This window comes from Magnetospirillum sp. UT-4 (assembly GCF_902729435.1).
GTDB lineage: Bacteria > Pseudomonadota > Alphaproteobacteria > Rhodospirillales > Magnetospirillaceae > Magnetospirillum.
Window position 1 is genome coordinate 116,321 of the sequence record NZ_CACVCG010000002.1, and the last position, 22,985, is coordinate 139,305.

A 22,985-nucleotide genomic window follows, 5' to 3' on the forward strand; every position below is an offset into this window, starting at 1 on the left:
ACCGGTAAACCTTTCCGGGCGGTACATCAACCCTCATGAGGCATCACCCCGCCTCGACGCGATCGCGCCCGGCGTCCTTGGCGCGGTAGAGCGCGCGGTCGGCGCGCCCCAGCAGCGCGTCGAGGCCGCCGCCGCTCCAATCGGCGACACCCAGGCTGACGGTGACCCGGTACGCGCCGCCCGGCACCGGCACGTCGGTCTCGGCCACCGCCCGGCGCAGGCGCTCGGCCACCGCCATAGCGCCGTCGAGCTCGGTTTCGGGCAGCAGCACGGCGAATTCCTCGCCGCCCAGGCGGCCGATCAGGTCGATCTCGCGCAGGCCGCCGGCCACCGCCCGCACCACGGCGCGCAGCACCTCGTCGCCGATCCCGTGGCCCCAGGTGTCGTTGACGCGCTTGAAATGGTCGATGTCGAGCATGGCCAGCGACAACGGCGTGCGGTAGCGCTCCGCCCGCTCGCATTCACGGTTGGCGACGTCCATGAAGCGGCGCCGGTTGGCGGCGCCGGTCAGCGGATCGGTGGTGGCCAGCCGGCGCAGCTCGTCCTCCAGCGCCTTGCGCTCGGTGATGTCGGTCAGCACCCCCACCACCCCCAGCGCCGGGCCGTCGGCCGATCGCAGCGCCGCCTTGGCGACCATGGCGGCGCGGCGCTGGCCGGTGCCGTCGGCGATCTCGGCCTCGAATTCCACCCGCCGGGTCTCGCCGGCCAGCAGCGCCCGCTCGCCGCCCTCGGGAAGCGGCGCCGCCGCGGCCTCGGCGGGGGTGTCGCGGCCGAGGCGGAAGAAGTCGCGGAAGGCCTGGTTGCACAGCCGGAGCAGGCCCTGGCGGTCGCGGTACCACACCGGGTTGGGCAGGATGTCGAGCAGGCCGGCGGCGAAGGCGCGGGCCTCCTCGAGGTCGCGGGTGCGCTCGGCCACCCGTTCCTCCAGCCCGGCATTGAGGCGCTCGATGGTGTCGATGTGGCGCCACGAGCGGATCGCCCCGACGATGGCGGTGAACAGCCGCTGCGCCGTCAACTCGGTCTTGGCGCGGTAATCGTTGATGTCGTAGTCCAGCATCACCTCGCGCTCGGGCGCCTGGCCGGGCTGGCCGGTCCTCAGGATGATGCGCAGGCGGGCGTCGCCGCGGTCGCGGCGGATATGGCGGACCAGCTGCAGACCGGCGTCGTCGCTTTCCATCACCACGTCGAGCAGCATCACCGGGATGTCGTCGCGCACCGCCAGGATGGCCCGGGCCTCCTCGGCCGAATGGGCGTCCACCGGCTCGAAGCCGCGACCCTCGAAGCTCATGTCGCGCAGCAGCACCCGGGTCATGTCGTGGACCTGGGGATCGTCGTCGACCACCAGCACCGGCCATGGCGGCAGGGCGCGGGGCGCCCCCGGCCTGGCCGCGCGCAGCGCCAGGCGGCGCTTGCCGGTCTCCGTCCGTTCGGCGGCCGCCATGCCGTGCCTCCCCGTTGTCGTTTCCCGCCCAGTTTAGCGGCTGCGCCGGGCCGCGACCATCGGCGAGTATTTCGCAGGTGCCAAAAATGGCGTATTACAGCACCAGGGACAGATCGACGGACATCGACCGTGCACCAGTCCAGGCCCCCCGCCGCCCCCATCCGCCCGACCGGCCGCCAGCAGGTCCGGGTGCTGGACGGGCTATCCTTCAAGCAGGCCTTCGCCACCCTGCTCATCGCACTCGTGGTGGGCCTGGCGACCAGCGCCTACGAGCTGATGGCCGATTATCGCGCCATGCATGCCCAGGTGCGCGAGAACACCACCGCCCACATGGCGCTGGTGCGCGGCCTGGCGGTGGAGGCCGCCTATCAGCTGTCGTCGGAACTGGCCGGCGAGGTGGCGCAGGGCCTGGCCCGCGACCCCTCGGTCGCCGCCGCCAGCCTGATCGACAATTACGGCAACGTGCTGGGCCAGGCGTGGCGGCCGGCGGCAGCGACGCCCTTCCCGGCGGTGGCCCGGCAGCTGTTCGGCGACATCGCCCGCTATTCCCAGCCGCTGGAGACGCGCGGCCCCGATGGCGCCAGCTCGCAGGTCGGCCAGCTCTCCGTCGAGCTGGACCCCGGCTCGCTGCTCAACCGCTGGCTGGCGCGGGTGACCGCGACGGTGGCGGCCGGCGTCGCCCGCGCGGTGCTGCTGTGCGTGCTGGTGGTGGCGGTGTTCTACGTGCTGATCACCAAGCCGCTGCTGCGCCTGACCGCCGCCATCGGCCGCATCGACCCGGCCCGGCCGGGAGCCACCCCGATCCAGGTGCCGCGCAACCATGCCGGCGACGAGCTGGGCCTGCTGGCCGCCACCATCAACGCCATGCTGGCGGAATCCCAGCTGGGCCTGGACGGCCGCGACAAGGCCGAGGCCGAGCTGGCGGCGCTGGCCCGCGACCTGGAATTGCGGGTGGCCGAGCGCACCGCCGAGCTGGCCCAAGAGAAGGAGGGGGTGGAGCGTGCCCTGGCCCAGCTCAACCTGGCCAACGCCGAACTCGAGAAGGCCAACCGCTATGTCGGCGACGGCATCCGCTACGCCGCCCGCATCCAGACCGCTCTGCTGCCCGACAGCGGCAGCCTGGCCGGGGTGGTGGACGAATTCGCGGTGGGCTGGCAGCCGCTCGACATCGTCGGCGGCGACTACTACTGGATCGGCGCGTTCGGCGACAAGGCGGTGATCGCGGTGATGGACTGCACCGGCCACGGCGTGCCCGGCGCCTTCATGACGGCGGTGGTGGCGGCCAGCTTCAGCCGCATCCTGCACCATCACGGCCACGACGACCCGGCCGAAATGCTGATGCAGTTGAACCGCCTGGTGAAGGCGTCGCTGCGCCAGGACCGCGACGGCGCGCTGTCCAACGACGGCCTCGATGCCGCCATCTGCGTGGTCGACCGCGCCGCCGGCACGGTGACCTATGCCGGCGCCAACCTGCCCCTGCTGGTGCACGATCCGGCCGGCTTCCGCCTGGTCCGCGGCGACCGCATGAGCCTGGGCTACCCCGACAGCCGCGCCGACCACCGCTTCGAAGCGCACGTGCTGGCGGCACAGCCGGGCACCACCTTCTACCTCTATACCGATGGCCTGACCGACCAGATCGGCGGCCCCGGGCGGCGTCTGTTCGGCCGCAGGCGGCTGCAGACGGCGCTGGCCGGCCTGGCCGAGAAGCCGCTGGAGGCGCAGATGGAGGAGCTGATGGCCCACCTGGCCGAGTGGCGCGGCGCCGAGCCCCGCCGCGACGACCTCACCTTCGTCGCCTTCCGGCCGCTGGGGACCTGACAACAGGGATATGCCGAATCGGTCGGGCCGCCCCATTGGATTGCGCGGCCTGCGGCGGCTCTCTATGGTGCACCGGCATCGAATCGCCGAGGCCCCCGTTGGCATTCAGAATCCTTCATGTCGCCAATTTCGCCCATCGCACCAAGGGCGCCGGGTTCGCCGGGGTTCAGTTCAAGCTCACCAACGGGCTGATCCGGGCGGGGCATCATGTCCTGGCCTTCAGCGACCGCGACGCCGCCCGCGCGGCGACGCCCTTCCGGTCGCGCAAGGTCGGAACCCGGGGGGCGAACCGCGCCCTGCTCGACGTGGCCGCCGCCTTTCGGCCCGATATCGTCCTGTTCGGGCATGCCGACACCATCGCGGCCGAGACCCTGGGCCAGATCCGCCAACTGGTTCCGGGCGTTCGCCTGGCCCAGTGGAACGTCGATCCGCTGTTCGACGTCGAGAACCTGACCAGGATCCGGGCCAAACTCGGGGACGTCGATTGGACCTTCGTGTCCACCGCCGGCCCCATGCTTTCCAGCCTCGCCGGGCGGCGGGTCGCGTTCCTGCCCAATCCCGTCGATCCAAGCATCGAACGGGGGCGCGGCTTCGAAGCGCGCGACCGCCCCTATGACGTGTTCTATGCCGTCGGATCCGCCGCCATCGGCCGGAACCATTGCGGCATCGACAGCACCGCCGCAGCCATCGCCGGGCGGCTGCGCACCCGGCTGGCCGGCGTCAGCTTCCTGCTGCCGGGTATCGAGGGGCCGCATGTGGAAGGCGCGGATTTCGACGCGGCGATGGTCTCCGCCAAGATGGGGCTCAACATCAGCCGCCGCAACGACGTGCCGCTGTATTCCTCGGACCGCTTCGCCCACCTTGCCGGCAACGGTCTCCTGGTGTTCATCGACCGGGCCACCGGGTATGGCGACCTGTTCGGCGAGGACGAACTCGCCTTCTATTCCACCGAGGACGAGCTGGCGGCCAAGATCCAGCGCTTCGCCGGCGACGATCCCGCACGGATGCGAATGGCCCACCGGGGCTGGCTGGCCTACCACGCCATGTTCGGAGCGACCCGGGTCGCCCGCTACATGCTGGAGGTGATGGAGGAACGGGCCGATCCGTCGGCCTTCGCGTGGCGACCGGAAGGGAGAGTGGTGCCCCAGGCCGGACTCGAACCAGCAAGCCTTGCGGCGGTCGATTTTGAGTCGACTGCGTCTACCAATTCCGCCACTGGGGCACCGGGGGGATCGGAAGCGGGAGTGTAGCCGAGGCCCCGCCGCGGTCAAAGGGGAAGTTAACCCTTCTCCACCCCGATATTGTCGATCAGCCGGGCGCCGCCCAGGCGGGCGGCCGCCAGGATGCGGGCGGGGGCGGCCAGGTGCTCCACCGGGGCCAGGGTGGCGGCGTCGCGCACCTCGACGTAATCCACCGCGTGGAAGCCGGCGGCCAGCAGGTCGGCGCTGGCGCGGTGGCACAGTTCGGCGGCGCCCCTCCCCTCCCTCAGCCCCGCCGCCACCGCCTGCAGGGCGGCGTAGAGGGCGGGCGCCCGGGCCCGGTCCTCGGGCGAGAGATAGGCGTTGCGCGACGACATGGCGACGCCGTCGGGCTCGCGCACCGTCGGCACGCCGACGATCCGGGCGGGAATGTCGAGGTCGCAGGCGAGGCGGCGGATCACCGCCAGCTGCTGCCAGTCCTTCTCGCCGAACAGGGCGATGTCGGGCAGGCATTGCAGCAGCAGCTTGGTCACCACCGTGGCGACGCCGGCGAAATGGCCGGGACGCACGGTGCCGCACAGCCCCTCGGACACCCCGGCGACGGTGACGGTGGTGGCGAAGCCGGCGGGGTACATTTCCTCGACGCCCGGCGCGAACATCAGGGCGCAGCCGGCGCCGGCCAGCAGCTCGGCATCCTTGGCCTCCTGCCGGGGATACTTGGACAGGTCCTCGTTGGCCCCGAATTGGGTGGGATTGACGAACACCGAGGCGACCACCCGGTCGGCCAGCTCCAGGCCGACCCGGACCAGCGTCAGATGGCCCTCGTGCAGCGCCCCCATGGTGGGGACGAAGGCGACGCTCAGGCCCTGGTCGCGCCAGTATTTCACCCGCTGGCGCAGCTCGGCGACGGTGCGGACGATGTCGAGGTCTTCGGCCATGGTGTCAGTCCTTCGGTTTGGGCACGCCGAAGCAATGGGCCGGCGCCGGGAAGGCGCGGGACTTGACCTCGGCGGCATAGTCGGCGGCGGCCTTGTCGATGATCGGCCCCAGCTCGGCGTAGCGCTTGACGAATTTCGGCGTGAAATCGGCGAACAGGCCGAGGATGTCCTCGGTCACCAGCACCTGGCCGTCGCAGGCGGGCGAGGCGCCGATGCCGATGGTGGGAATGGCGATCTCCTCGCTCAGCGCCCGGGCCACCGGCTCGACGGTGCCTTCGACCACCACGCAGAACGCTCCCGCCTCGGTCACCGCGCGGGCGTCGGCGCGGATGGCGGCGGCCTCGTCCTCGGCCCGGCCATGGGCGCGGAAGCCGCCCGCCGTGTGCACCGATTGCGGCTTCAGGCCGACATGGGCCATCACCGGCACGCCGCGTTCGGCCAGGAAGCGGATGGTGTCCTCCATCTCGCGCCCGCCCTCCAGCTTGACCGCGCCGCAGCCGGTCTCGGCCAGCACCCGGGCGGCGTTGCGGAAGGCCTGCTCGCGGCTTTCCTGGTAGCTGGCGAAGGGCATGTCGATCACCACGCAGGCCCGCGACGATCCCCGCATCACCGCCCTGCCGTGGTTGATCATCATGTCCAGGCTGACGCCCAGGGTGGTGTCCATGCCGTACAGCACCATGCCCAGGGAATCGCCCACCAGCAGGATGTCCACATGGGGATCGAGCAGGCGGGCGATGGGGGCGGTATAGGCGGTCAGCACCACCAGCGGCTCGCCGCCCTTGCGGGCGCGGACGTCGCGGGTGGTGATGCGCCGGGCGCGGATTTCGGTGCTCAAGGCTGCTCTCCCGGATGCAGGATCAGGCCGCCGAGGCGCCCTCGGCCAGCTCCTTCAGGCCGGCCTCGTCGGTCAGGACGACGTGGCCCGAGGCGGGCAGGCCGATGATGCCGTCCTTCTTCAGCTGGGTGAAGGTGCGGCTGACGGTCTCGATGGTGAGGCCGAGATAGTCGGCGATGTCGGCGCGGCTCATGGGCAGCGCCACCGGGCTGGCCGGCAGGCCCTGGACCTGGGCGCGGCGCGACAGCTTGAGCAGGAAGGTGGCGACCTTCTCGCGCGCGGTCTTGCGCCCCAGCAGCAGCATCTGCTCCTGCGCCGACATCAGGTCCTTGACGGTCATGGTGAACATGCGCCGCTCGAGCCTGGGCATCTGGCCCTGCATGGCGTCCAGCTTGCGGTGGGTGAAGCGGCACAGCTGGGTGGCCACCAGGGTCTCGGCGGTATAGGCGTAGCCGTCGTCGAGGGCGAGGCCGAACATGTCGCCCGAGAACAGGAAGCCGATGATCTGGCGGCGTCCGTCGGACAGCAGCTTGTAGAGCTTCACCGCGCCGTGGGACACCGAGTAGACGTGCTCGGCGCGGTCGCCCTCGCGGAAGATGGTGAAATGGGCCGGCAACTGGGCGTGGCAGCGGACCGAGGCCAGCCGCTTGATCTCGTCGGCCGACAGGTCGGCGCAGAAGGCGATCTCGCGCACCACGTCGCAATTGCGGCAGGGCGGGGCGGCGGGGTCGATGTCGCGGTCGGCCTTGGGGGCCTCGAAGTCCAGCGGCGGCATCAGGTTCACACCATGGCCTCCTTCATCCCTGTCCCTTGGGGGCGGGGGTGTTGGAGGGGGATGGGGGCGGCGGGTCGTCGTCCTCGAACAGGATGCGATGGGCGGCACCGTCCAGATCCTCGAACTGTCCCGACTTCAGCGCCCACAGGAAGGCGGCCAGCCCGATCAGGCCCAGGACCAGCGCAACCGGTATCAGCATCAGCAGATTGGTCAACCGTTCCTCCCGCCCGACAGGCGCAGGGCATTGGCAATTACTACCAGCGACGAGGTCGACATGGCAATCGCGGCGATGAGGGGGGTGACCAGGCCCGCCACCGCCAGCGGCACCGTGAACAGGTTGTAGCCCAGCGCCAGGGCGAAGTTCTGGCGCACCAGCCGGCGCGACACCACGGCGACCCGCAGGGTCTCGGCCACCGGCTCGAGCCGGCCGCCCTGGAACACCACGTCGGCGGCGGTCCGGCTGACGTCCACCGCCGAGGAGGGCGACATGGAGACCTCGGCGGCGGCCAAGGCGGGGGCGTCGTTGAGGCCGTCGCCGACCATCAGCACCCGCCGTCCCCCGGCCTTCAGTTCCTCCAGGCGCGCCACCTTGTCGGCGGGGGAGCAGCCGGCCCGCCAGGCGGCGATGCCCAGGCGGTCGGCGACCATCCGCACGGTCGGCTCGCGGTCGCCCGACAGCAGCTCGATCTGGAGGCCGCGGTGGCGAAGATTCGCCACCACCTTGGCGGCGTCGGGGCGCAGCTCGTCTGCGAACGCGAAGCGCACCGGCGCGCGGCCGGGGCGGCCCAGCCACAGCTCTGGCCCCGCCGAGGCGGCCTCGTCGGCGACGCCGATCCAGGCCCGGCTGCCCAGGCGGACCGCGCCGGCGGCCATGCCGCGGCCCGGCTCCTCGCGCACATCGGCGGCGATGGCGGCCGCGGGCGCGGCGGCGACCAGGGCGCGGGCCAGCGGATGGCGCGAGGCGGCGGCCAGGGCGGCGGCGGCGACGAGATCGTCGTCGCTCCAGCCGCCGTCGCGGATCAGCTCGGGCCGGCCCAGGGTCAGGGTGCCGGTCTTGTCGAACACCACCGTGTCGACCTCGGCGAAGCGTTCCAGCGCGGTCGCCGATTTCAGCAGGATCCCCAGGCGCAGCAGGCGACCCGAGGCGATCACCTGGACCACCGGAACCGCCAGCGCCAGGGCGCAGGGACAGGTGATGATCAGCACCGCCACCGCGTTGAGCAGCGCCGGCTGCCAGCCGATGGTGCCCAGGAAGACCCAGCCGAGGAAGGTGGCCAGCGCGGCGGTGTGGACCACCGGCGCATACCAGCGCGCCACCCGGTCGGCCAGGGCGACGTAGCGGGCGCGGCCCTGCTCGGCCACCTCCATCATGCGCACGATGTCGGCCAGCAGGGTGCGTTCGCCCACCGCGGTGACGGTCAGGCGCAGCGGCGCCGACAGGTTGACGGTGCCGGCGAAGACCAGGGCGCCGGGGGCCACCGCCGCCGGCACGCTCTCGCCGGTGATGAGCTGGGTATCGACGTCCGAGCGTCCCTCGGCGACCGCGCCATCGACGCCGATGCGCTCGCCGGCCGCCACCAGCACCGTCTGCCCGGCGGCGACCCGATTGGGCGGCAGCAGGCGCTGGGTTCCGTCGGCCTCGACCACCGTCACCGCCACCGCGTCGAGCGCCACCAGGTGCTCGGCCGCCGAACGGGCGCGGCCGCGCGCCCGGCTGTCCAGGTAGCGGCCGATCAGCAGGAAGAACAGCAGCGTGATGGCGGAGTCGAAATAGGCCCATTCGCCGCCGCGGATGGTTTCGGCCAGGCTCATGGCCGAGGCCAGGACCACCCCCAGGGTGATCGGCACATCCATGTTGGTGCGGCCGTTCCGCAGCGCGGCCCAGGCCGAGCGGGCGAAGGGCCGGATGCAGTAGAGCACCGCCGGCAGCACGATCAGCGCGCTGATCCAGTGCATCAGATCGCGGGTGGCCGGACCCATGTGGGTGAAATGGCCGGCCCACACCGACACCGACAGCAGCATCACGTTGCCGGCGGCGAAGCCGGCCACCGCCATGGCCTTCAGCAGGTCCTTCTCGTGCCGTTCGGTGTCGCGGCCCAGCTTGGCGGGGTCATAGGGGACCAGCCGGTAGCCGATCAGGAAGACCGGGCCCAGCACCTCCTGGGCCTCGGCCTCGGCCGCCCTCCAGCGCAGGGTCAGGCGCCTGGTGGTCATGTTGACCCGCGCCCAGGTCACCGCCGGATGGCGCGACAGCAAGGCCTCGATCAGCCAGACGCAGGCGGCGCAGTGGATGCCCTCGACCATCAAATGGAGGGTGGCGATGCCCTCGGCATCCACCGACAGGTGGGCCGAAAAGTCGTGGACCGAGCCCGACTCCTCCTCGGGCTTGAGCGGACGCACCGCCGGGTCGACGCAGCGGCGGCGGTAATAGGCCTCGAGGCCCAGGCCCTCAACCAGATGGAAGGCGCCCTCGCAGCCCGCGCAGCAAAACTCGCCCGCCGTGCCCGCCGGAATGGGCGAATCGCAGTGGCGGCAGGTGCGGGCTGCCGTCACGGCACCACGAAGCGCTTTTCGTGCTCGTAGGCGACGCCGGGACCCAGCGCGATGACGTCCATGTCCCAGACGCCGTTGAGCGGCAGATCGAAGGTCCCGCCGTAAACGCCGGGGGCGAGGGTGGTGAAGGCGATCTCGTGGTCGTAACCCTTCACCGTCGGGCGGATCATGGCGGCCTGGACCTCCAGGCCCTCCACCGGCCGGCCGTCGCGATCACGGTAGCTGACGGCGACCTCGACCCGGGCGTGGCCGCCGGCCACCGGCTTGGCCTCGGTCTCGACCGTCCAGCCCAGTTCGGCCTGCGCCTTGGCCAGGGCCAGATTGCGGTTGTACAGCCGGCCCTTCTCGTAGGCATCGGTGACCGCCAGGCCGGTGAAGGTCGAGGTGGCGAAATAGGCCAGGGTGGCGTTGACGCCGATCACCACCATGAAGGCACCGACGAAGATGTACGGATACCACCAGCCCGGCTGACGCTGCTTGCCCATGGCGGTCACTGGCCCGGCCCGGCGAACAGGGTTTCGCTACGCACCGTGATGCCGGTCGGGTCGATCAGGGTGAAGAACAGCGGCGTCGTCTTGTCGCGCACATTGGCCTCGGGAACGTTGACATAGATGCGGAAGGAACCGACCTCGTCCGGCATCACCGTCAGCTTGGTCTCGCCGACGCCGGACTCGCCGCCCACCACGTCAAGGCGGGCGCCCTCGATGCCGGAGACCTTCAGGGAGTAGCTGCGTTCCTCACGGACCATGTTCAGGATCTTGTAGGTATAGCCGTTGCGGATGGTGCCATCGGACATCTGGACGAACACCGGGGCGCGTTCGTGCAGGATGTTGACCTCCGTGGTACTGCGGGTGCCCAGGCCGAGCATGATGGCGCCGGCGATGGCGGTGAGCAAGAGCGTATAGAGGACGGTGCGGGTGCGCACCAGCTTGGTGCCGGGATGCCCACCCTTCGCGCGGGAGGCGACGTTGACCTGGGAATCGTAGCTGATCAGGCCGCGCGGCAAGCCATGCTTGTCCATGATGGAGTTGCAGGCGTCGATGCAGAGCGCGCAGCCGATGCAGGCCATCTGCAGACCCTCGCGGATGTCGATGCCGGTGGGGCAGACATGGACGCACATCTTGCAATCGACGCAGTGACCGCGGCCGTCGAAGCTCTGGCCCTTGCGTGCCGGGGCGCGCGGCTCGCCCCGCCAGTCCTCGTAGGAGATGATCAGCGAGTGTTCGTCGAACATGGCCGACTGGAAGCGCGAATAGGGGCACATGTAGAGGCACACCTGCTCGCGGGCATAGCCCGCCAGCAGGTAGCAGAAGCCGCCGATGATGGCGATGAAGGCGTAGACGCCGGCCGAGGCCTCGAGAGTGAAGATCTGCGGCAGCAGCTTGAACGCGTCCTCGAAGAACAGCGTGAAGGCGATGCCGCAGGCCGCCGAAACGGCGATCCAGGCGGCCTGCACGATGGTCTTCTTGACGATCTTGTCCGCCGTCCAGGGCTTCTTTTCAAACATGATGCGGGCATTGCGGTCGCCGATGACCACCTGCTCGATCCAGACGAACAGGTCGGTGTAGACCGTCTGCCAGCACAGGAAGCCGCACCAGACGCGGCCGGCCAGGGCCGAGATGAAGAACAGGAGGATGGCGGCGAACAGCAGCAGGCCGGTGAGGTAGTAGACCTCCTGCGGCCACAGCTCGATGAAGAAGAAATAGGCGCGGCGGCCTTCCATGTCGGCCAGGATCGCCTGGTCGGGGGCACCGGGGCCGCGGTCCCAGCGGACGAACGGGGCGATGTGCCAGAAGGCCAGGGTGATGACGGTCGCCCACCACTTCAGCGAGCGGAACGTGCCCTTGACCTTGCGCGGCTGGATCTTGACGGTCTCGGCGTACATGCTGCCGCCGCCCGACTTCGTCGTTTCCTTGTTCATCGTCCGACCACTCTTCCTGTCTGGGGACCGCCGCCGAGAGATACGGCGGCCGGGCGGGAAAGGCCTGCCCAAAAAACCGATGGCGGCGCGACGCTGTTCGCGCCCGGCCGCCCTAGACTATTCATTCAGTTGGAACATTCAAATGATAACGATCAAGACCGGAATGCGGAAACGGCCGGAAAGAAAAAGGGGCGCGTCCTGGGACGGACGCGCCCGCTTCCCTCATCGGCTTACTGGCCGCCGCCCAGCGAGTGGACGTAGACCGCAAGCATCTTGATGGTGTTGTCATCAAGACGCCCGGCCCAGGCCGGCATCGAGCCGTGCTTGGGCTTGGTGATCTGGCCGACCACCATGTCCTTGGCGGCCTGATTGTTGCCCTTCCACAGCCAGATGGCGTTGTTGAGCGCCGGAGCGCCCAGGTCCTTGGACCCCACGCCGCCTTCCTGGTGGCAGGCGGTGCAACGCTCGGCGAAGATGGCCTCGCCCGGCGAGCCGGCGGCGGGGGTCTTCGTCGACAGCGACACCACGTAATCGGCCAGCTGCCCGACCTGCTCCGCCGACAGCATGTCGCCGGTGCCGAACGGCAGCATCTCGCTCTGGCGCGAATCCGCATGCTCGTTGCGGACGCCGAACTTGATGGTCTGCTCGATCTCGGCCAGGGTGCCGCCCCAGATCCACTCGTCATCGGCCAGGCGCGGATAGGCGCCGGCAACGCCGACACCACCCGAGCCGTGGCAGGCCGAGCAGTTCTCGCCGAACGACACCTTGCCGCCCACCAGGGCGTAGTTGAGCAGGGTCTTGTCCTTGGCGATGTCCTCGACACTGGCGGTCTGGAACTTGGCCAGCCACGCGCCGCGGGCCTGCTTCTGGGCCTTCAGCTCGTTGTCGAGGTCGGCACGCGAGGAATAGCCCAGCATGCCGCGGCTGTAGTCGTTGATGGTCGGCCAGGCGGGCATGGCGATCCAGTAGGCGACCGCCCAGATCACCGTGGCCCAGAACACGTACACCCACCACTTCGGCAGAGGAGTGTTCAACTCCTTGATGCCGTCCCACTCGTGCCCGGTCGTCATCTGACCGGAAACCGAGTCCTTCTCCATGGAAGCCATATCAGCGCTCCTTGTCTTCGTCGTCCCTCAAAGGGATGTCTCCGTAGGACTCGAACCTGTCCTTGTTTTTAGGACGGTAGGCCCAGAAGACGATCCCGAGGAACAGAACCATTAACCACAGACCCCAGAGGGGGCGGAGAACCTCGTTGACCAGAGTCTCGAGCACTCTCCGCGCTCCCTTACCGGTAGATCTTCTCGGGCTTCACGGTGGTGAAATCCACCATGGTGCCGAGGACCTGCAGGTACGCCACCAGGGCGTCCATTTCGGTCACGACCTTGGGGTTGCCGTCGACGTCGCCCATCTTCGCCTTGGGATAGCTCTTGAGCACGGCGGCGTCGGGGGAATCCGACATGGCCTGCTCTTCGAGGTCCTTCTTGGCGTTCATGATCTGGGCGTCCGTGTAGGGAACGCCGACGACCTTGAGCGCCGTCAGGTTGCCGGCGATGCCCGCATAGTTCAGCGGCCGCATCAGATGCGGATAGCCGGGCATGACGGACTCGGGAACGACGTCACGGGGGTTGATCATGTGGCGGACGTGCCAGTCGTTGGTGTACTTGCCACCCACGCGGGCGAGGTCCGGTCCGGTGCGCTTGGAGGCCCACTGGAACGGATGGTCGTACTTGGACTCCGCCGCCAGGCTGTAATGGCCGTAGCGCTCGATCTCGTCCTTGAAGGGACGGATCATCTGGCTGTGGCAATTGTAGCAGCCTTCGCGGACGTAGATGTCACGACCAGCCTGCTCGAGCGGGCTGTAGGGACGAACGCCTTCCACCTTCTCGATGGTGCTCTCGATGGTGAACAGCGGCACGACCTCGACGAGGCCGCCCACGATCACCGACAGGAGAATGCCGACCGCGAGGAAGAAGACGTTGGTCTCGAGCTTAGCGTGATGCTTGAAGACAGACATTGTTCACTCCTCCCCTCAGCGGGCGCCGGCGGTCGAGGGCTGCATGACTTCGTCGGCGACGTCGCCCTTGATGGTCTTGTAGAAGTTGTAGACCATCACGAGCGCGCCGAGGACGAAGAGCAGGCCGCCCATCGCACGGATCACGTAGTAGGGATGCATGGCCTCGACGGTCTCGATGAACGAGTACTGCAGGAAGCCCAGGTTGTCGTAGGCGCGCCACATCAGGCCCTGCATGATGCCCGAGATCCACATCGCGGTGATGTAGAGCACGATGCCCACGGTGGCGACCCAGAAGTGCACGCCCACCAGCTTGAGGGAGTACAGCTCCTTGCGGCCCCACAGCTTGGGAACCAGGTAGTAGAGCGCGCCGAACGAGACGAAGGCCACCCAGCCGAGAGCGCCGGAGTGGACGTGGCCGACGGTCCAGTCGGTGTAGTGCGACAGCGAGTTGACCGCCTTGATCGACATCATCGGACCTTCGAAGGTCGACATGCCGTAGAAGGCCACCGACGAGACCAGGAACCGCATGACCGGATCGGTCCGCAGCTTGTCCCAGGCACCCGACAGGGTCATCAGGCCGTTGATCATGCCACCCCAGGACGGCATCCACAGCATGATCGAGAAGGTCATGCCCAGGGTCTGCGCCCAGTCGGGGAGAGCGGTGTAGTGCAGGTGGTGCGGACCGGCCCAGATGTACAGGAAGATCAGCGCCCAGAAATGCACGATGGACAGGCGGTAGGAATAGACCGGACGCTCGGCCCGCTTCGGCACGAAGTAGTACATGATGCCGAGGAAGCCGGCGGTCAGGAAGAAGCCCACCGCGTTATGGCCGTACCACCACTGGGTCATGGCGTTCTGGACGCCACCGAAGATGTTGTACGACTTCATGAAGTCGCCGCCGAACAACGCGGCCGGGACGGCCAGGTTGTTGCCCAGGTGCAGCATCGCCACGGTCAGGATCATCGAGAAGAAGAACCAGTTGGCCACGTAGATGTGGGGTTCCTTGCGCTTCATGATGGTCCCGGCGAAGGCGATCAGGTAGAGCACCCAGATCACGGTCAGCCACAGGTCGATCCACCACTCGGGCTCGGCGTATTCCTGGCCCTGGCTGAAGCCCAGCACATAGGTCAGGGCGGCCACCACGATCAGCGCCTGGAAGTTCCAGAAGATGACGTTGCCCAGGCCCGAGCCGCCGAACAGGCTGGCCCGCGAGGTCCGCTGCACCACGTACAGCGAGGTGGAGAAGAGGATGTTGCCGCCGAAGGCGAAGATCACGGCGGAGGTGTGGACCGGGCGCAGACGCCCGAAGGTGGTCCACTCGAGATCCAGATTGAGGACGGGGAAGGCCAGCTGCCAGGCGATGAAGTCGCCAGCCAGGAAGCCAACCACACCCCAGAACGTCGCCGCGAGGACGAACTTCTTCACCACGTCTTCGCAATAGGGCGTGGCTTCGGTGTTGCTGCTCATGCCGAACTCCTGTTTCGACCGGAATAGGGTCAGTCCGAAGCGCCCGCCAAACCAATGGCAATCGTTCCCCCGAGGCCAATACTCGGCCAAGCGGACAGTGCTCCGAACCGGCGCACTATGACGGCATGTCCGACCCCGGCCATTGATCCAAATCAAAATCCGTAAAAATTTACTGATTTCCCGCGCCCTTGCCGACCCTTCCTCGCGTGGCGTCCGCCCTTTCGAGTGGGATCGGGCGGCGATTGCCGCCCGCCGATTGCTGCTTTACCATGCGCGGCCATGACCGACAGTCCCGCCTCCCGCCCCCGCATCCGCGTCGCCAAGGGCCGCTCGCGCCGCTTCCGCGCCGGCCACCCCTGGCTGTTCAGCAACGAGATCGAGATAACGCCCGAGGCCAAGGCGCTGCCGCCCGGCAGCCTGGTCACCGTCGTCGATGCCGGCGACGAGCTGCTGGGGGTGGCCAGCTTCAACCCCCATTCGCTGATCGCCGCCCGGGTGCTGTCGCGGCGCTGGACCGACACGGTGGATGCCGGCTTCCTCGCCGGTCGCCTGCGGGCGGCGCTGTCGCTGCGCCAGGCGCTGTTCGCCGCCCCCTGCTACCGCCTGGTCCATTCCGAGGCCGACGGACTGCCGGGCCTGGTGGTCGACCGCTATGGCGACGTGCTGTCGGTCCAGGTCAACACCGCCGGCATGGAGCTGCTGACGCCCATGCTGATGGAGGCCTTCGACGCGGTGCTGACGCCGGCCGCCGTGATCCTGCGCAACGACAGCCCGGTGCGCACCCTGGAGGGCCTGGCGCTCGGCCATTCGGTGGCCAAGGGCGCGCCGGACGGGCCGGTGGAGTTGGAGGAGAACGGCGCCCGCTTCGTCGCCGACCTGGCCGAGGGGCAGAAGACCGGCTGGTTCTACGACCAGCGCGACAACCGCGCCTTCGTCGCCCGCCTGGCTCCGGGGCGGCGGGTGCTCGACGTCTACACCTATGCCGGCGGCTTCGCGGTGCAGGCGGCGCTGGCCGGTGCCACGTCGGTGGTGGCGGTGGACCGCTCGGAACAGTCGCTGGCCTTGGCCGCCCGCGCGGCGGAACTGAACGGCGCCGCGGTGACCTGCGTCCGCGCCGAGGCCTTCGCCGAGATGGCCCGGCTGGACGCCGCCGGCGAGCGCTTCGGGCTGGTGGTGGTCGATCCGCCGGCCTTCGTCAAGTCGAAGAAGGATCTGCAGGCCGGCGCCAAGGGCTACCGCAAGATGGCCCGTCTGGCGGCGGCGCTGGTGGAACCGGGCGGCTTCCTGTTCGCCGCCTCGTGCTCGCACCACATGCCGGCCGAGCTGTTCGCCGAGGAGATCGCCCACGGCCTTTCCCTGGCCGGCCGCTCGGGCCGCATCCTGCGCACCGCCGGCGCCGGCCCCGACCACCCGGTCCATCCCTGGCTGCCGGAAAGCGCCTACCTCAAGGCACTGACGCTGCAGCTGGATTGAGGGGCGGCCGGGCTGTTGCTGTTCCTTGCCCAGTCGCACGGCGCCCTGCATACCCTCGACCCCGACCAGTTCGGCTTCGCCACCGATCAGCACACCCACGCCCACGAGGACATGCGCCTCGAGCTTCAACGCCTCGAGCAACGACGAAAGGCCGCCGGCCATGACACTCTCTGCCCCCCTCCGCGCCGCCGCCCTGGCCCTGGCGCTGCTGGCGGCCACCCCGGCCGCCGCCATGGACGTCAAGACCCGCCTGATCCAGGAAGGCAAGATCGACTTCACCTGGGCCATGGTGGAACCGGCCAAGGCCGACCAGATCGACAACAATGGCGAAAAGGAATGGCTGGTGGCCTTCCACACCCCCGCCGTCGCCGACCCGGCCAAACGAACCCTCTACATCTTCTTCACCATCGAGGGGATGTATCTGGCCGCGAATTATACCGGCCGGTGAGGGGGGGGTGTTGGGGCGATTGGTGTTCGCGGTGTGCGGCGCGGTCATGGCAACACGGATGAACGCAGGCGCCTGACGGCGCGCGCGGATGAACACGGATGGGGAATGCGGGATGGCGTCGCTGTCGCTTGGCCGTGGCCGTGGCCGCCGGGATGGGACGCTGGGAGCGTTAACCCGTTTGAATTAAGTGCAGTGGCACCGTAATTCCCAGTGGCACCGTAATTCCCGTAATTCCCCTCGCGTCATTCAAAATGTCAATTCCTAACGCAATGCCTTGCGCAACCAAAACCGCAGGCGTAATATCAAGCTCAGGAGGTGCTCCATGAGCGACAATGTCATTCGCCTTCCTCGTCCGAGAGGGGTCCGCACAGGGATTGCCCCCTTGGCATTCTTTGTGCGCGTGGGTCACAACGACCACAAAGAAATGTTGGACCTGATGGCCACTGGCGAGCGCGGGGTTTTCGGATTTGTCATTGGGGCCCAGGATGTCGGGCGCCACCGGGATCTCATCGCAGAAGCGCGGCGACGTGAGTACGACGTGATCCTCGATCCGAAAACCCAGCAGATGGGCTTATCTGGCAGCAACTCCGAGGCTCTGGCTTCCCTCCCATGGGGCATGGACCGCCATCACGTGGTGAGCGATTTCGACGGTTCGGCGGGGCGGAGGCGTGCCGCTCAAATCGTTGAAATGGCGACCGAGCACGGATTTACCCAGGTTCTTGGCCCCACCCACCTTCTCTCCGGACCGAACGATCCGTGGATCCGCCGAGACATCAGGATGATGGGTTGGGTGGCAGATGAGATTGGCCAGTCCGATTTGGGGCTTATCTATTCGCTGGCTATCCCGATGGAGATTCTGCGGCGAAGAGCCGAGCGACAGGCAGTCCTGAGTGCGGTGGCGGATGCTCCGTGCGATGCCATTTGGGTCAAGGTGGAAAACTTCGGTGATGACGCCACCGGCGAAAAGACCGCGGCTTACGTCGAAGCTTGCCGAGACCTTCATGAGCGCGGCGTTCCGGTGGTCGGCGACCATATAGGCGGACTACCTGGGCTCGGCGCCCTCGCCTTTGGGGCACTTGGCGGCATGGCCCACGGCGTAACGGTTCAGCAAAACTTCAAAGCCTCCAGCTGGCGACGCCCCCGCACTTCAAGTGGAGGCGGAGCCTCGAGGCGTGTATACATCCCCCAACTTGATGTGCTCCTGAAGCCTGATGCGGCAAAGGCGCTTTTGGACGTTTCGCCCCGTGTTCGTGCGCGATGTGGGTGCCGTGACACACACTGCTGCCCCCATGGCGTCCGGGATATGATTGGCCGGCCAGCGCGGCATGCCATCTACCAGAGGGCGCGCGAGATCGAGGGGCTTAGTGCCGTGCCTCAGTCGCTCCGGGTCCAGCACTACATCGAGGAACGTGTTCGGCGAGTGTCCGACGGCGTTGCTGCGATTGCGGGCCTCGGAAACCTGGGGGAGGAGTTACAGAAGGTCTTTGCAAAGAAGCAGGGGGAAGTAAGTCGGTTTAGGCAGGCCGTCGCCCATTTGGCTGAATCGGCCGCCACGGATTCTGTGGCCTTGGCACCTTCCAGGCGGGTGGGTGGCGGAGAATCACAATGACAACAAGAATGCGGGAGAGATCAGTGAAGGTTAAGGAACGGCGACCATGAGCGGTGCAGTCGCAAGGAAGCTGGACTCCATTCGCGCGAAGGGCGCGATGAAGCATACTGACGTTGCCAATATCCTTGGCACACGTCCAGAAACGGTTTCGCGATGGAATCAGGGGCGCGCCTACCCTCATGCGAGTACGGAAAGAGTCCTTCTCGAACTGGAGTTCATTGTCGATCAGCTTTCGGATTTCTATGAGCCGAATGAAGCTAGGCTCTGGATATTCTCACCGCAAAAACATTTGGGCGGTGCTTCGCCTGCCGAATTAATCCGGCAAGGTCGGATCGATGACGTGCGGCGTCTTGTCGATCAGCTGCGCGACGCGGTCTACCTTTAACCTGAGCGCAATGGGACGGCGAGTGAATGATACACGATCGAGATCTCGTCGACCGCCTGAGTGAGCTGCCGACCGAGTCGTTTTCAGGAGAGGTCTTTCGGGCTACTGGTTTCAGCGTGGACTCAACTGCGCCCTCCATAAATGGGGGGCGCTGGGCACCAAAGCCGGATGGAGATCCAGGTATTTACGTGCTGTATACGAGTCTCGAGAGGGATGGCGCGCTCGCAGAGGTTTGTTCATTTCTGGCAGATTTCACCCCGATCCCCGGCAAACGCCCGATCAAGGTCAGTCGGCTGGCGGTCAGTACGTCACGTACCCTTCGTCTGGCCCGGACAGATCTTTCTCGACTGGGCGTGGATTTCGAATGCTATGGAAAAAGAGACTATGGGCGCAGCCAAGAAATAGGGGCGGCCATCTCGTTCCTCGGCTTGGATGGTCTTATAGCTCCATCTGCGCGCTGGTCCTGCGACAATCTGATCATCTTTACCGACAACCATTCCCTCACAGACCAGCTCGAAGTGATCGATCATGAAATGGTCGAATGGCGCGAATGGGCTGAGGCAAACGGCTTCATTTCACCCGTCGGCCCCCGACGGAGTTAAGAGGGGATTACGGTGGGATTACGGTGCCAGTGCACTCATCTCCCACTTCTCAGCAACCACCACCACGCACGACACCACCCCGCCCAACCCACGGCGGCGCGCATGCATCGTCTTGTCGAAGGAAATCTGGCTGGGGCGCCAGGATTCGAACTTAGATACCCCCCAACGCCTTGCCCAACAACGGAAACCCGCCTCCGAAGCCCTCTTGGTCCACGCGACTGGTCCACACAGGTGGTCCACATACCCCGCGGAGAGGTTGTCAACATTACGCGGCGGGCATCGTAGGGGGACCGGCGGGCAGAGGCAATGCCGAACGCCCGAGAGGCCGGCTCATGCGGCCGTGGTAATGTTTCAGGCCGATGCGGATGCAGCCTGCTTTGCTGCCTTGACGGCCTGAAGCCGCCTCTTCCGCATGCCGTCGGGATCCGAAGCGATCATGGTCAGGTAGCTGCGTGCGGTCAGGTCGGGGCGTGTCCGTCCCTGCTCCCAGTTGCGGAGGGTTGCGACGTCGAGACCATAGGCTAGGGCGAACTGGTCCTGAGAGTACCCGGTCCGCTTCCGCACCGCCTGAACGTCGATGTCCGCAGGCGGGTCCGCCACCTCGGCGGCGATACCGCATTCCTTCAGGTCGGCGATCAAGCCATCGACGTTCTCGACCTGCGGGACCTCGATCACACCCTCTTCGCCGTCACGGAGCAAACGGGTCAGGTGCCGGTGTGCCTGCCCCATCGGCATGTGCCTCCTCGCCAACGAGAGGGCCGCCCCCGGGATGTCGGGGTGAGGGGTGGAAATGGCGATGCAAAGCCTCACGGGTGTACCGCTGGGGACGAGGTCGATGGCCCTTACCTGCACCCGAGGTCCGAACCGCTCCTTCAATGACGATTTCATCGGTGCCCTCCAACGTCTGCATCACCGCCCAGATCAGGGCAAACAGCCGCTGATGTCCGAACTGCCGCAGCCCCACATTGACCCCATGCATATGGAGTTCACACAGCCTCAGCGTCGGCCCTTCTCCCTCGACTCTCGCCATGACGCGAAGGACACCGTCGGGAGTCCTGATCTCTGCCGTGACGATGGGGTCGTCGGTCAAGTCGTCAAGCAGCGTGATGGCGATGTCGTCGGCGGTCCACATATACGCTATCCGCGTAGTGCATTCAAGTGCCCGGGCATGGTAACCCGGAATTACGCTGCCAGTGCACTCATCTCCCACTTCTCAGCAGCCACCACCACGCACGACACCACCCCGCCCAACCCACGGCGGCGCGCATGCATCGTCTTGTCGAAGGAAATCTGGCTGGGGCGCCTGGATTCGAACCAGGGAATGGCGGTACCAAAAACCGCTGCCTTACCGCTTGGCTACGCCCCAGCAGAGGGTGGGCACCATAGTCGCAACGCGGCACGGATTCAAGCCGGTGGCGAGGTGGGGCGGTGGGCGTAGGGCGGAAGGGTGTCGAGGCGGGTGTCCTCGATGGCGCCGCCGACGGTGAAGTGATAGAGCGACTGCCAGTCCAGGGCGTCGCCGTCGATGCCCAGCAGCTGGTGGACGGAATCGTCGAAGTAGCAGCCGATGCCGGTGCCCGACAGCCCGGCCGCGGTGGCTTCCAGGTAGAGGGCCTGGCCGATGGCGCCGGCTTCCCAGAACAGGCGGCGATAGGCCCAGTCGCCCTCCTCGGCCAGGGTGCGGGCGAAATCGGCGACCATGCCCAGGCTGAAGGCGGAATGGCCGGCGATGGCCTGCTGGCAGGACAGGCCCGAGGCGGTGGCGCGCAAATCGCCCGGTTCCAGCAGATAGAGCGGCAGGCCGCTCTCGGGCACCGCCAGCTGCCAGCGGAAGCGGGGGGACATGGCCTGGCGCAGGCGGGGCAGCGAGTCGCCGTCGCGGATCAGGGCGTAGAGGCCGGGCTCCAGCCCCTCGACCCGGTGGACGAACAGCGCCAGGGCCAGCCGCGTCGGCCAGGGGAGGGCGGCGAAGGGCGGGCGGGCGGCGTCGGGCCGGGTCGCCGCCAGCAGCCGCAGGAAGGCCGGCAGCGCCATGGCGGTGCGGTTGTCCATGCGCTGGGCGCTGCGGCGGCGGCGGATGATGGTGGCGGCCGGCTCCCCGCTACCCGGCGCCGGCGGCGCGGCGGCGGGCGGTGGCGGCAGCGGCGCCGTCTCCGGCTTGGCCGCCAGCTTGAGGGCGGCGTCGATGACCGGCCAGCGCTCGTGATCCTCGCCCAGGCGGTTGGCGGTGCCCGACCATTCCCCCGGCGGCCGGTCGAGGGCGATCTCGGCGGCGGCGGCCGGCGTCACCATGGCCACCAGATCGGGGTGCTCGGCCTCGAACGGGTGGTGGGCGTCGGGGCGGTCCAGCCCCAGCAGGGCCGCCACCGCGTCGTCGCCCGGCGCCGCCAGCGCCCGCACCCGCCAGCCCAGGCAGGCGCCGGCATAGGACAGCGCCGCCAGGGCGTGGCCGACGTCGTGCTGGCAATAGCGGAAGGCGCGCTCGCCGTATTTCCACGCCTCGCGCCAGGGGATCGAGGACAGCGCCACCAGGAAGCCGCCGGCCGGCAGCGTGGGCGGACGCTGGAAGCGGCAGCGTTCCTCCAGCGCGTGGTCGTGGGGGGCGTAGTGGTAGAGGGCGGCGGCCTCGCCCAGGCCGGGCAGCGGCGGCAGCACCACCCAGCCCTCGGTGGGATGCAGATTGCCGCTGGAGGGGTTGTTGCGCAGCGCCCAGCGCGCCTCGCCCGCCTGCTTCCACGCCGACAGGCCCAGCGCCAGTTCCAGGAACAGGCCCAGCGCCTGGGGTCCCAGGGCGGCGGGCGGCATCGCCTCGCCCAAGGCGGCGAAGGGCGGCGTGGGGGCGTCCGGGCACAGCGGCAGCGCCACCCGGCGGGCGCCCTCGAAACGGCGGAACGGATCGGGCTGGCTGTCCCAGTCCAGGAAGGCCGGCCCCAAAGCGTAGCGCTGCGGCGCATGCTTGGTGCGGCGGTGATAGGTGCGGATGTCGGCGGCGGCCTCGGTCGACATGCGGATGCCCTCAAAAAAACCGTTGGATGGCAACACGATTGCGTGCAGTTTGGAATGTATATGGAAACGTCTCGCGGAGGAACCGGCGTGGTCGACCCGCCCCGCGTCAGCGCCGCCCGTCACCCGGCGCTGGGGCCCATGGTGCGCCTGGACCTGGGCGGGACGGCGCATCTGCTGATCCCGGCCGAGGCGGCTACCCTGGGCCTGGCCTTGGCGGCGGTGGCCGACGGCCGCTCGGCGGAACGGGAGATCTTCCTCAGCCCGCTGGCCTCGGACGGGGTGATCACCCTCGCCGTGCAGGCGGACGGCCTGGCCTTCGATGGCGGCGGCATGGACTGGGCGGAGGTTCGGGCGCTGTCGGCGGAGCTGCGGCGGCTGGCGCGTTGCTGAGCGGCTTCTTTCATCCGTAGCCTCATCCTGAGGAGCGCCCGCAGGGGCGCATCTCGAGGGACGAGGCGGGCCAAGACTGTGCGACGGGCCTCGTCCTTATCTGATCCAAAA

The 22,985-nt window shown here is 68.1% G+C and carries 21 protein-coding genes, 2 tRNA genes and 1 pseudogene; 8 read left to right on the plus strand and 16 right to left on the minus strand.

Annotation, left to right across the window (positions count from 1 at the left end; genetic code table 11):
• Positions 1-43 precede the first annotated feature (43 nt).
• Entirely contained in the window at positions 44-1,441 is a 1,398-nt protein-coding gene (locus tag MTBUT4_RS00535) for a diguanylate cyclase (protein WP_173977707.1), read from the minus strand.
• Positions 1,442-1,570: 129 nt separating this feature from the next.
• Here MTBUT4_RS00535 and MTBUT4_RS00540 point away from each other — a divergent pair, with 129 nt between their 5' ends.
• Complete coding sequence (locus MTBUT4_RS00540) at positions 1,571-3,259, plus strand: SpoIIE family protein phosphatase (RefSeq protein ID WP_254434679.1); 1,689 nt, start codon at positions 1,571-1,573, stop codon at positions 3,257-3,259.
• 797 nt (positions 3,260-4,056) lie between these two features.
• Positions 4,057-4,281: pseudogene (locus MTBUT4_RS19855) on the plus strand (glycosyltransferase); the annotation flags it as partial.
• Between the two features lie 115 nt (positions 4,282-4,396).
• Here MTBUT4_RS19855 and MTBUT4_RS00550 read toward each other — a convergent pair.
• The 12 genes from MTBUT4_RS00550 to ccoN form a co-directional block, all read right to left on the minus strand.
• Positions 4,397-4,481, minus strand: a tRNA-Leu gene (locus tag MTBUT4_RS00550).
• 57 nt (positions 4,482-4,538) lie between these two features.
• On the minus strand, positions 4,539-5,396 hold the full coding sequence (gene panC, locus MTBUT4_RS00555; RefSeq protein ID WP_173977708.1) for a pantoate--beta-alanine ligase: 858 nt from the start codon (positions 5,394-5,396) through the stop codon (positions 4,539-4,541).
• 4 nt (positions 5,397-5,400) lie between these two features.
• A complete protein-coding gene (gene panB / locus MTBUT4_RS00560) occupies positions 5,401-6,231 on the minus strand; it encodes a 3-methyl-2-oxobutanoate hydroxymethyltransferase (protein ID WP_173977709.1) in 831 nt (276 codons plus the stop codon).
• A 22-nt stretch (positions 6,232-6,253) separates the two neighbouring features.
• Entirely contained in the window at positions 6,254-7,006 is a 753-nt protein-coding gene (locus MTBUT4_RS00565) for a helix-turn-helix domain-containing protein (protein ID WP_173977735.1), read from the minus strand.
• A gap of 22 nt (positions 7,007-7,028) precedes the next feature.
• On the minus strand, positions 7,029-7,220 hold the full coding sequence (gene ccoS / locus MTBUT4_RS00570; protein WP_173977710.1) for a cbb3-type cytochrome oxidase assembly protein CcoS: 192 nt from the start codon (positions 7,218-7,220) through the stop codon (positions 7,029-7,031).
• A complete protein-coding gene (locus tag MTBUT4_RS00575) occupies positions 7,217-9,559 on the minus strand; it encodes a heavy metal translocating P-type ATPase metal-binding domain-containing protein (RefSeq protein WP_173977711.1) in 2,343 nt (780 codons plus the stop codon). The genes ccoS and MTBUT4_RS00575 overlap by 4 nt, the downstream gene beginning before the upstream one ends.
• Positions 9,556-10,044 (minus strand): FixH family protein, encoded by a 489-nt coding sequence (locus MTBUT4_RS00580; protein WP_173977712.1) that lies wholly within the window; start codon positions 10,042-10,044, stop codon positions 9,556-9,558. Before MTBUT4_RS00580 ends, MTBUT4_RS00575 begins: the two co-directional genes overlap by 4 nt.
• A 5-nt stretch (positions 10,045-10,049) precedes the next feature.
• On the minus strand, positions 10,050-11,480 hold the full coding sequence (ccoG, locus tag MTBUT4_RS00585) for a cytochrome c oxidase accessory protein CcoG (protein WP_173977713.1): 1,431 nt from the start codon (positions 11,478-11,480) through the stop codon (positions 10,050-10,052).
• 230 nt (positions 11,481-11,710) lie between these two features.
• Positions 11,711-12,586, minus strand: coding sequence for a cytochrome-c oxidase, cbb3-type subunit III (gene ccoP, locus MTBUT4_RS00590; protein WP_173977714.1), 876 nt, complete (start codon positions 12,584-12,586; stop codon positions 11,711-11,713).
• 1 nt (position 12,587) lies between these two features.
• On the minus strand, positions 12,588-12,752 hold the full coding sequence (locus tag MTBUT4_RS00595) for a cbb3-type cytochrome c oxidase subunit 3 (protein ID WP_173977715.1): 165 nt from the start codon (positions 12,750-12,752) through the stop codon (positions 12,588-12,590).
• Positions 12,753-12,765: 13 nt separating this feature from the next.
• On the minus strand, positions 12,766-13,494 hold the full coding sequence (gene ccoO, locus MTBUT4_RS00600; RefSeq protein WP_173977716.1) for a cytochrome-c oxidase, cbb3-type subunit II: 729 nt from the start codon (positions 13,492-13,494) through the stop codon (positions 12,766-12,768).
• Positions 13,495-13,509: 15 nt separating this feature from the next.
• Positions 13,510-14,961, minus strand: a complete 1,452-nt coding sequence (gene ccoN, locus MTBUT4_RS00605) for a cytochrome-c oxidase, cbb3-type subunit I (RefSeq protein WP_173977717.1) — start codon at positions 14,959-14,961, stop codon at positions 13,510-13,512.
• Positions 14,962-15,240: 279 nt separating this feature from the next.
• On the opposite strand from ccoN, the gene MTBUT4_RS00610 reads away from it, so the two are divergent.
• From MTBUT4_RS00610 to MTBUT4_RS00630, 5 genes are all read left to right on the plus strand, one after another.
• Entirely contained in the window at positions 15,241-16,434 is a 1,194-nt protein-coding gene (locus tag MTBUT4_RS00610; protein ID WP_173977718.1) for a class I SAM-dependent rRNA methyltransferase, read from the plus strand.
• A gap of 160 nt (positions 16,435-16,594) precedes the next feature.
• Complete coding sequence (locus MTBUT4_RS00615) at positions 16,595-16,882, plus strand: DUF6488 family protein (protein WP_173977719.1); 288 nt, start codon at positions 16,595-16,597, stop codon at positions 16,880-16,882.
• 322 nt (positions 16,883-17,204) lie between these two features.
• Entirely contained in the window at positions 17,205-18,491 is a 1,287-nt protein-coding gene (locus MTBUT4_RS00620; protein WP_173977720.1) for a hypothetical protein, read from the plus strand.
• A 46-nt stretch (positions 18,492-18,537) separates the two neighbouring features.
• A complete protein-coding gene (locus MTBUT4_RS00625; RefSeq protein ID WP_173977721.1) occupies positions 18,538-18,876 on the plus strand; it encodes an antitoxin Xre/MbcA/ParS toxin-binding domain-containing protein in 339 nt (112 codons plus the stop codon).
• Positions 18,877-18,902: 26 nt separating this feature from the next.
• On the plus strand, positions 18,903-19,478 hold the full coding sequence (locus MTBUT4_RS00630) for an RES family NAD+ phosphorylase (RefSeq protein ID WP_173977722.1): 576 nt from the start codon (positions 18,903-18,905) through the stop codon (positions 19,476-19,478).
• Positions 19,479-19,829: 351 nt separating this feature from the next.
• Here the strand turns inward: MTBUT4_RS00630 and MTBUT4_RS00635 are convergent, their stop codons facing one another.
• The 3 genes from MTBUT4_RS00635 to MTBUT4_RS00645 all read right to left on the minus strand — a co-directional run bounded on the left by MTBUT4_RS00635 (position 19,830) and on the right by MTBUT4_RS00645 (position 22,484).
• Positions 19,830-20,366 (minus strand): DNA-binding transcriptional regulator, encoded by a 537-nt coding sequence (locus MTBUT4_RS00635; RefSeq protein ID WP_173977723.1) that lies wholly within the window; start codon positions 20,364-20,366, stop codon positions 19,830-19,832.
• Between the two features lie 403 nt (positions 20,367-20,769).
• Positions 20,770-20,844 (minus strand) — tRNA-Gln (locus tag MTBUT4_RS00640).
• A gap of 38 nt (positions 20,845-20,882) precedes the next feature.
• Positions 20,883-22,484, minus strand: coding sequence for a SagB/ThcOx family dehydrogenase (locus MTBUT4_RS00645; protein WP_173977724.1), 1,602 nt, complete (start codon positions 22,482-22,484; stop codon positions 20,883-20,885).
• An 87-nt stretch (positions 22,485-22,571) separates the two neighbouring features.
• Here MTBUT4_RS00645 and MTBUT4_RS00650 point away from each other — a divergent pair, with 87 nt between their 5' ends.
• Positions 22,572-22,874, plus strand: coding sequence for a hypothetical protein (locus tag MTBUT4_RS00650; RefSeq protein WP_173977725.1), 303 nt, complete (start codon positions 22,572-22,574; stop codon positions 22,872-22,874).
• Positions 22,875-22,985 lie beyond the last annotated feature (111 nt).

Excerpts from the sequence above, each read along its gene's own strand:
- MTBUT4_RS00535 (WP_173977707.1), bottom strand. The coding sequence starts at position 1,441 with ATGGCGGCCGCCGAACGGACGGAGACCGGCAAGCGCCGCCTGGCGCTG.
- panC (WP_173977708.1), bottom strand. The coding sequence starts at position 5,396 with ATGGCCGAAGACCTCGACATCGTCCGCACCGTCGCCGAGCTGCGCCAG.
- MTBUT4_RS00565 (WP_173977735.1), bottom strand. The coding sequence starts at position 7,006 with ATGCCGCCGCTGGACTTCGAGGCCCCCAAGGCCGACCGCGACATCGAC.
- MTBUT4_RS00580 (WP_173977712.1), bottom strand. The coding sequence starts at position 10,044 with ATGGGCAAGCAGCGTCAGCCGGGCTGGTGGTATCCGTACATCTTCGTC.
- ccoG (WP_173977713.1), bottom strand. The coding sequence starts at position 11,480 with ATGAACAAGGAAACGACGAAGTCGGGCGGCGGCAGCATGTACGCCGAG.
- ccoP (WP_173977714.1), bottom strand. The coding sequence starts at position 12,586 with ATGGCTTCCATGGAGAAGGACTCGGTTTCCGGTCAGATGACGACCGGG.
- ccoO (WP_173977716.1), bottom strand. The coding sequence starts at position 13,494 with ATGTCTGTCTTCAAGCATCACGCTAAGCTCGAGACCAACGTCTTCTTC.
- ccoN (WP_173977717.1), bottom strand. The coding sequence starts at position 14,961 with ATGAGCAGCAACACCGAAGCCACGCCCTATTGCGAAGACGTGGTGAAG.
- MTBUT4_RS00610 (WP_173977718.1), top strand. The coding sequence starts at position 15,241 with ATGACCGACAGTCCCGCCTCCCGCCCCCGCATCCGCGTCGCCAAGGGC.
- MTBUT4_RS00615 (WP_173977719.1), top strand. The coding sequence starts at position 16,595 with ATGACACTCTCTGCCCCCCTCCGCGCCGCCGCCCTGGCCCTGGCGCTG.
- MTBUT4_RS00620 (WP_173977720.1), top strand. The coding sequence starts at position 17,205 with ATGAGCGACAATGTCATTCGCCTTCCTCGTCCGAGAGGGGTCCGCACA.
- MTBUT4_RS00625 (WP_173977721.1), top strand. The coding sequence starts at position 18,538 with ATGAGCGGTGCAGTCGCAAGGAAGCTGGACTCCATTCGCGCGAAGGGC.
- MTBUT4_RS00630 (WP_173977722.1), top strand. The coding sequence starts at position 18,903 with ATGATACACGATCGAGATCTCGTCGACCGCCTGAGTGAGCTGCCGACC.
- MTBUT4_RS00635 (WP_173977723.1), bottom strand. The coding sequence starts at position 20,366 with ATGAAATCGTCATTGAAGGAGCGGTTCGGACCTCGGGTGCAGGTAAGG.
- MTBUT4_RS00645 (WP_173977724.1), bottom strand. The coding sequence starts at position 22,484 with ATGTCGACCGAGGCCGCCGCCGACATCCGCACCTATCACCGCCGCACC.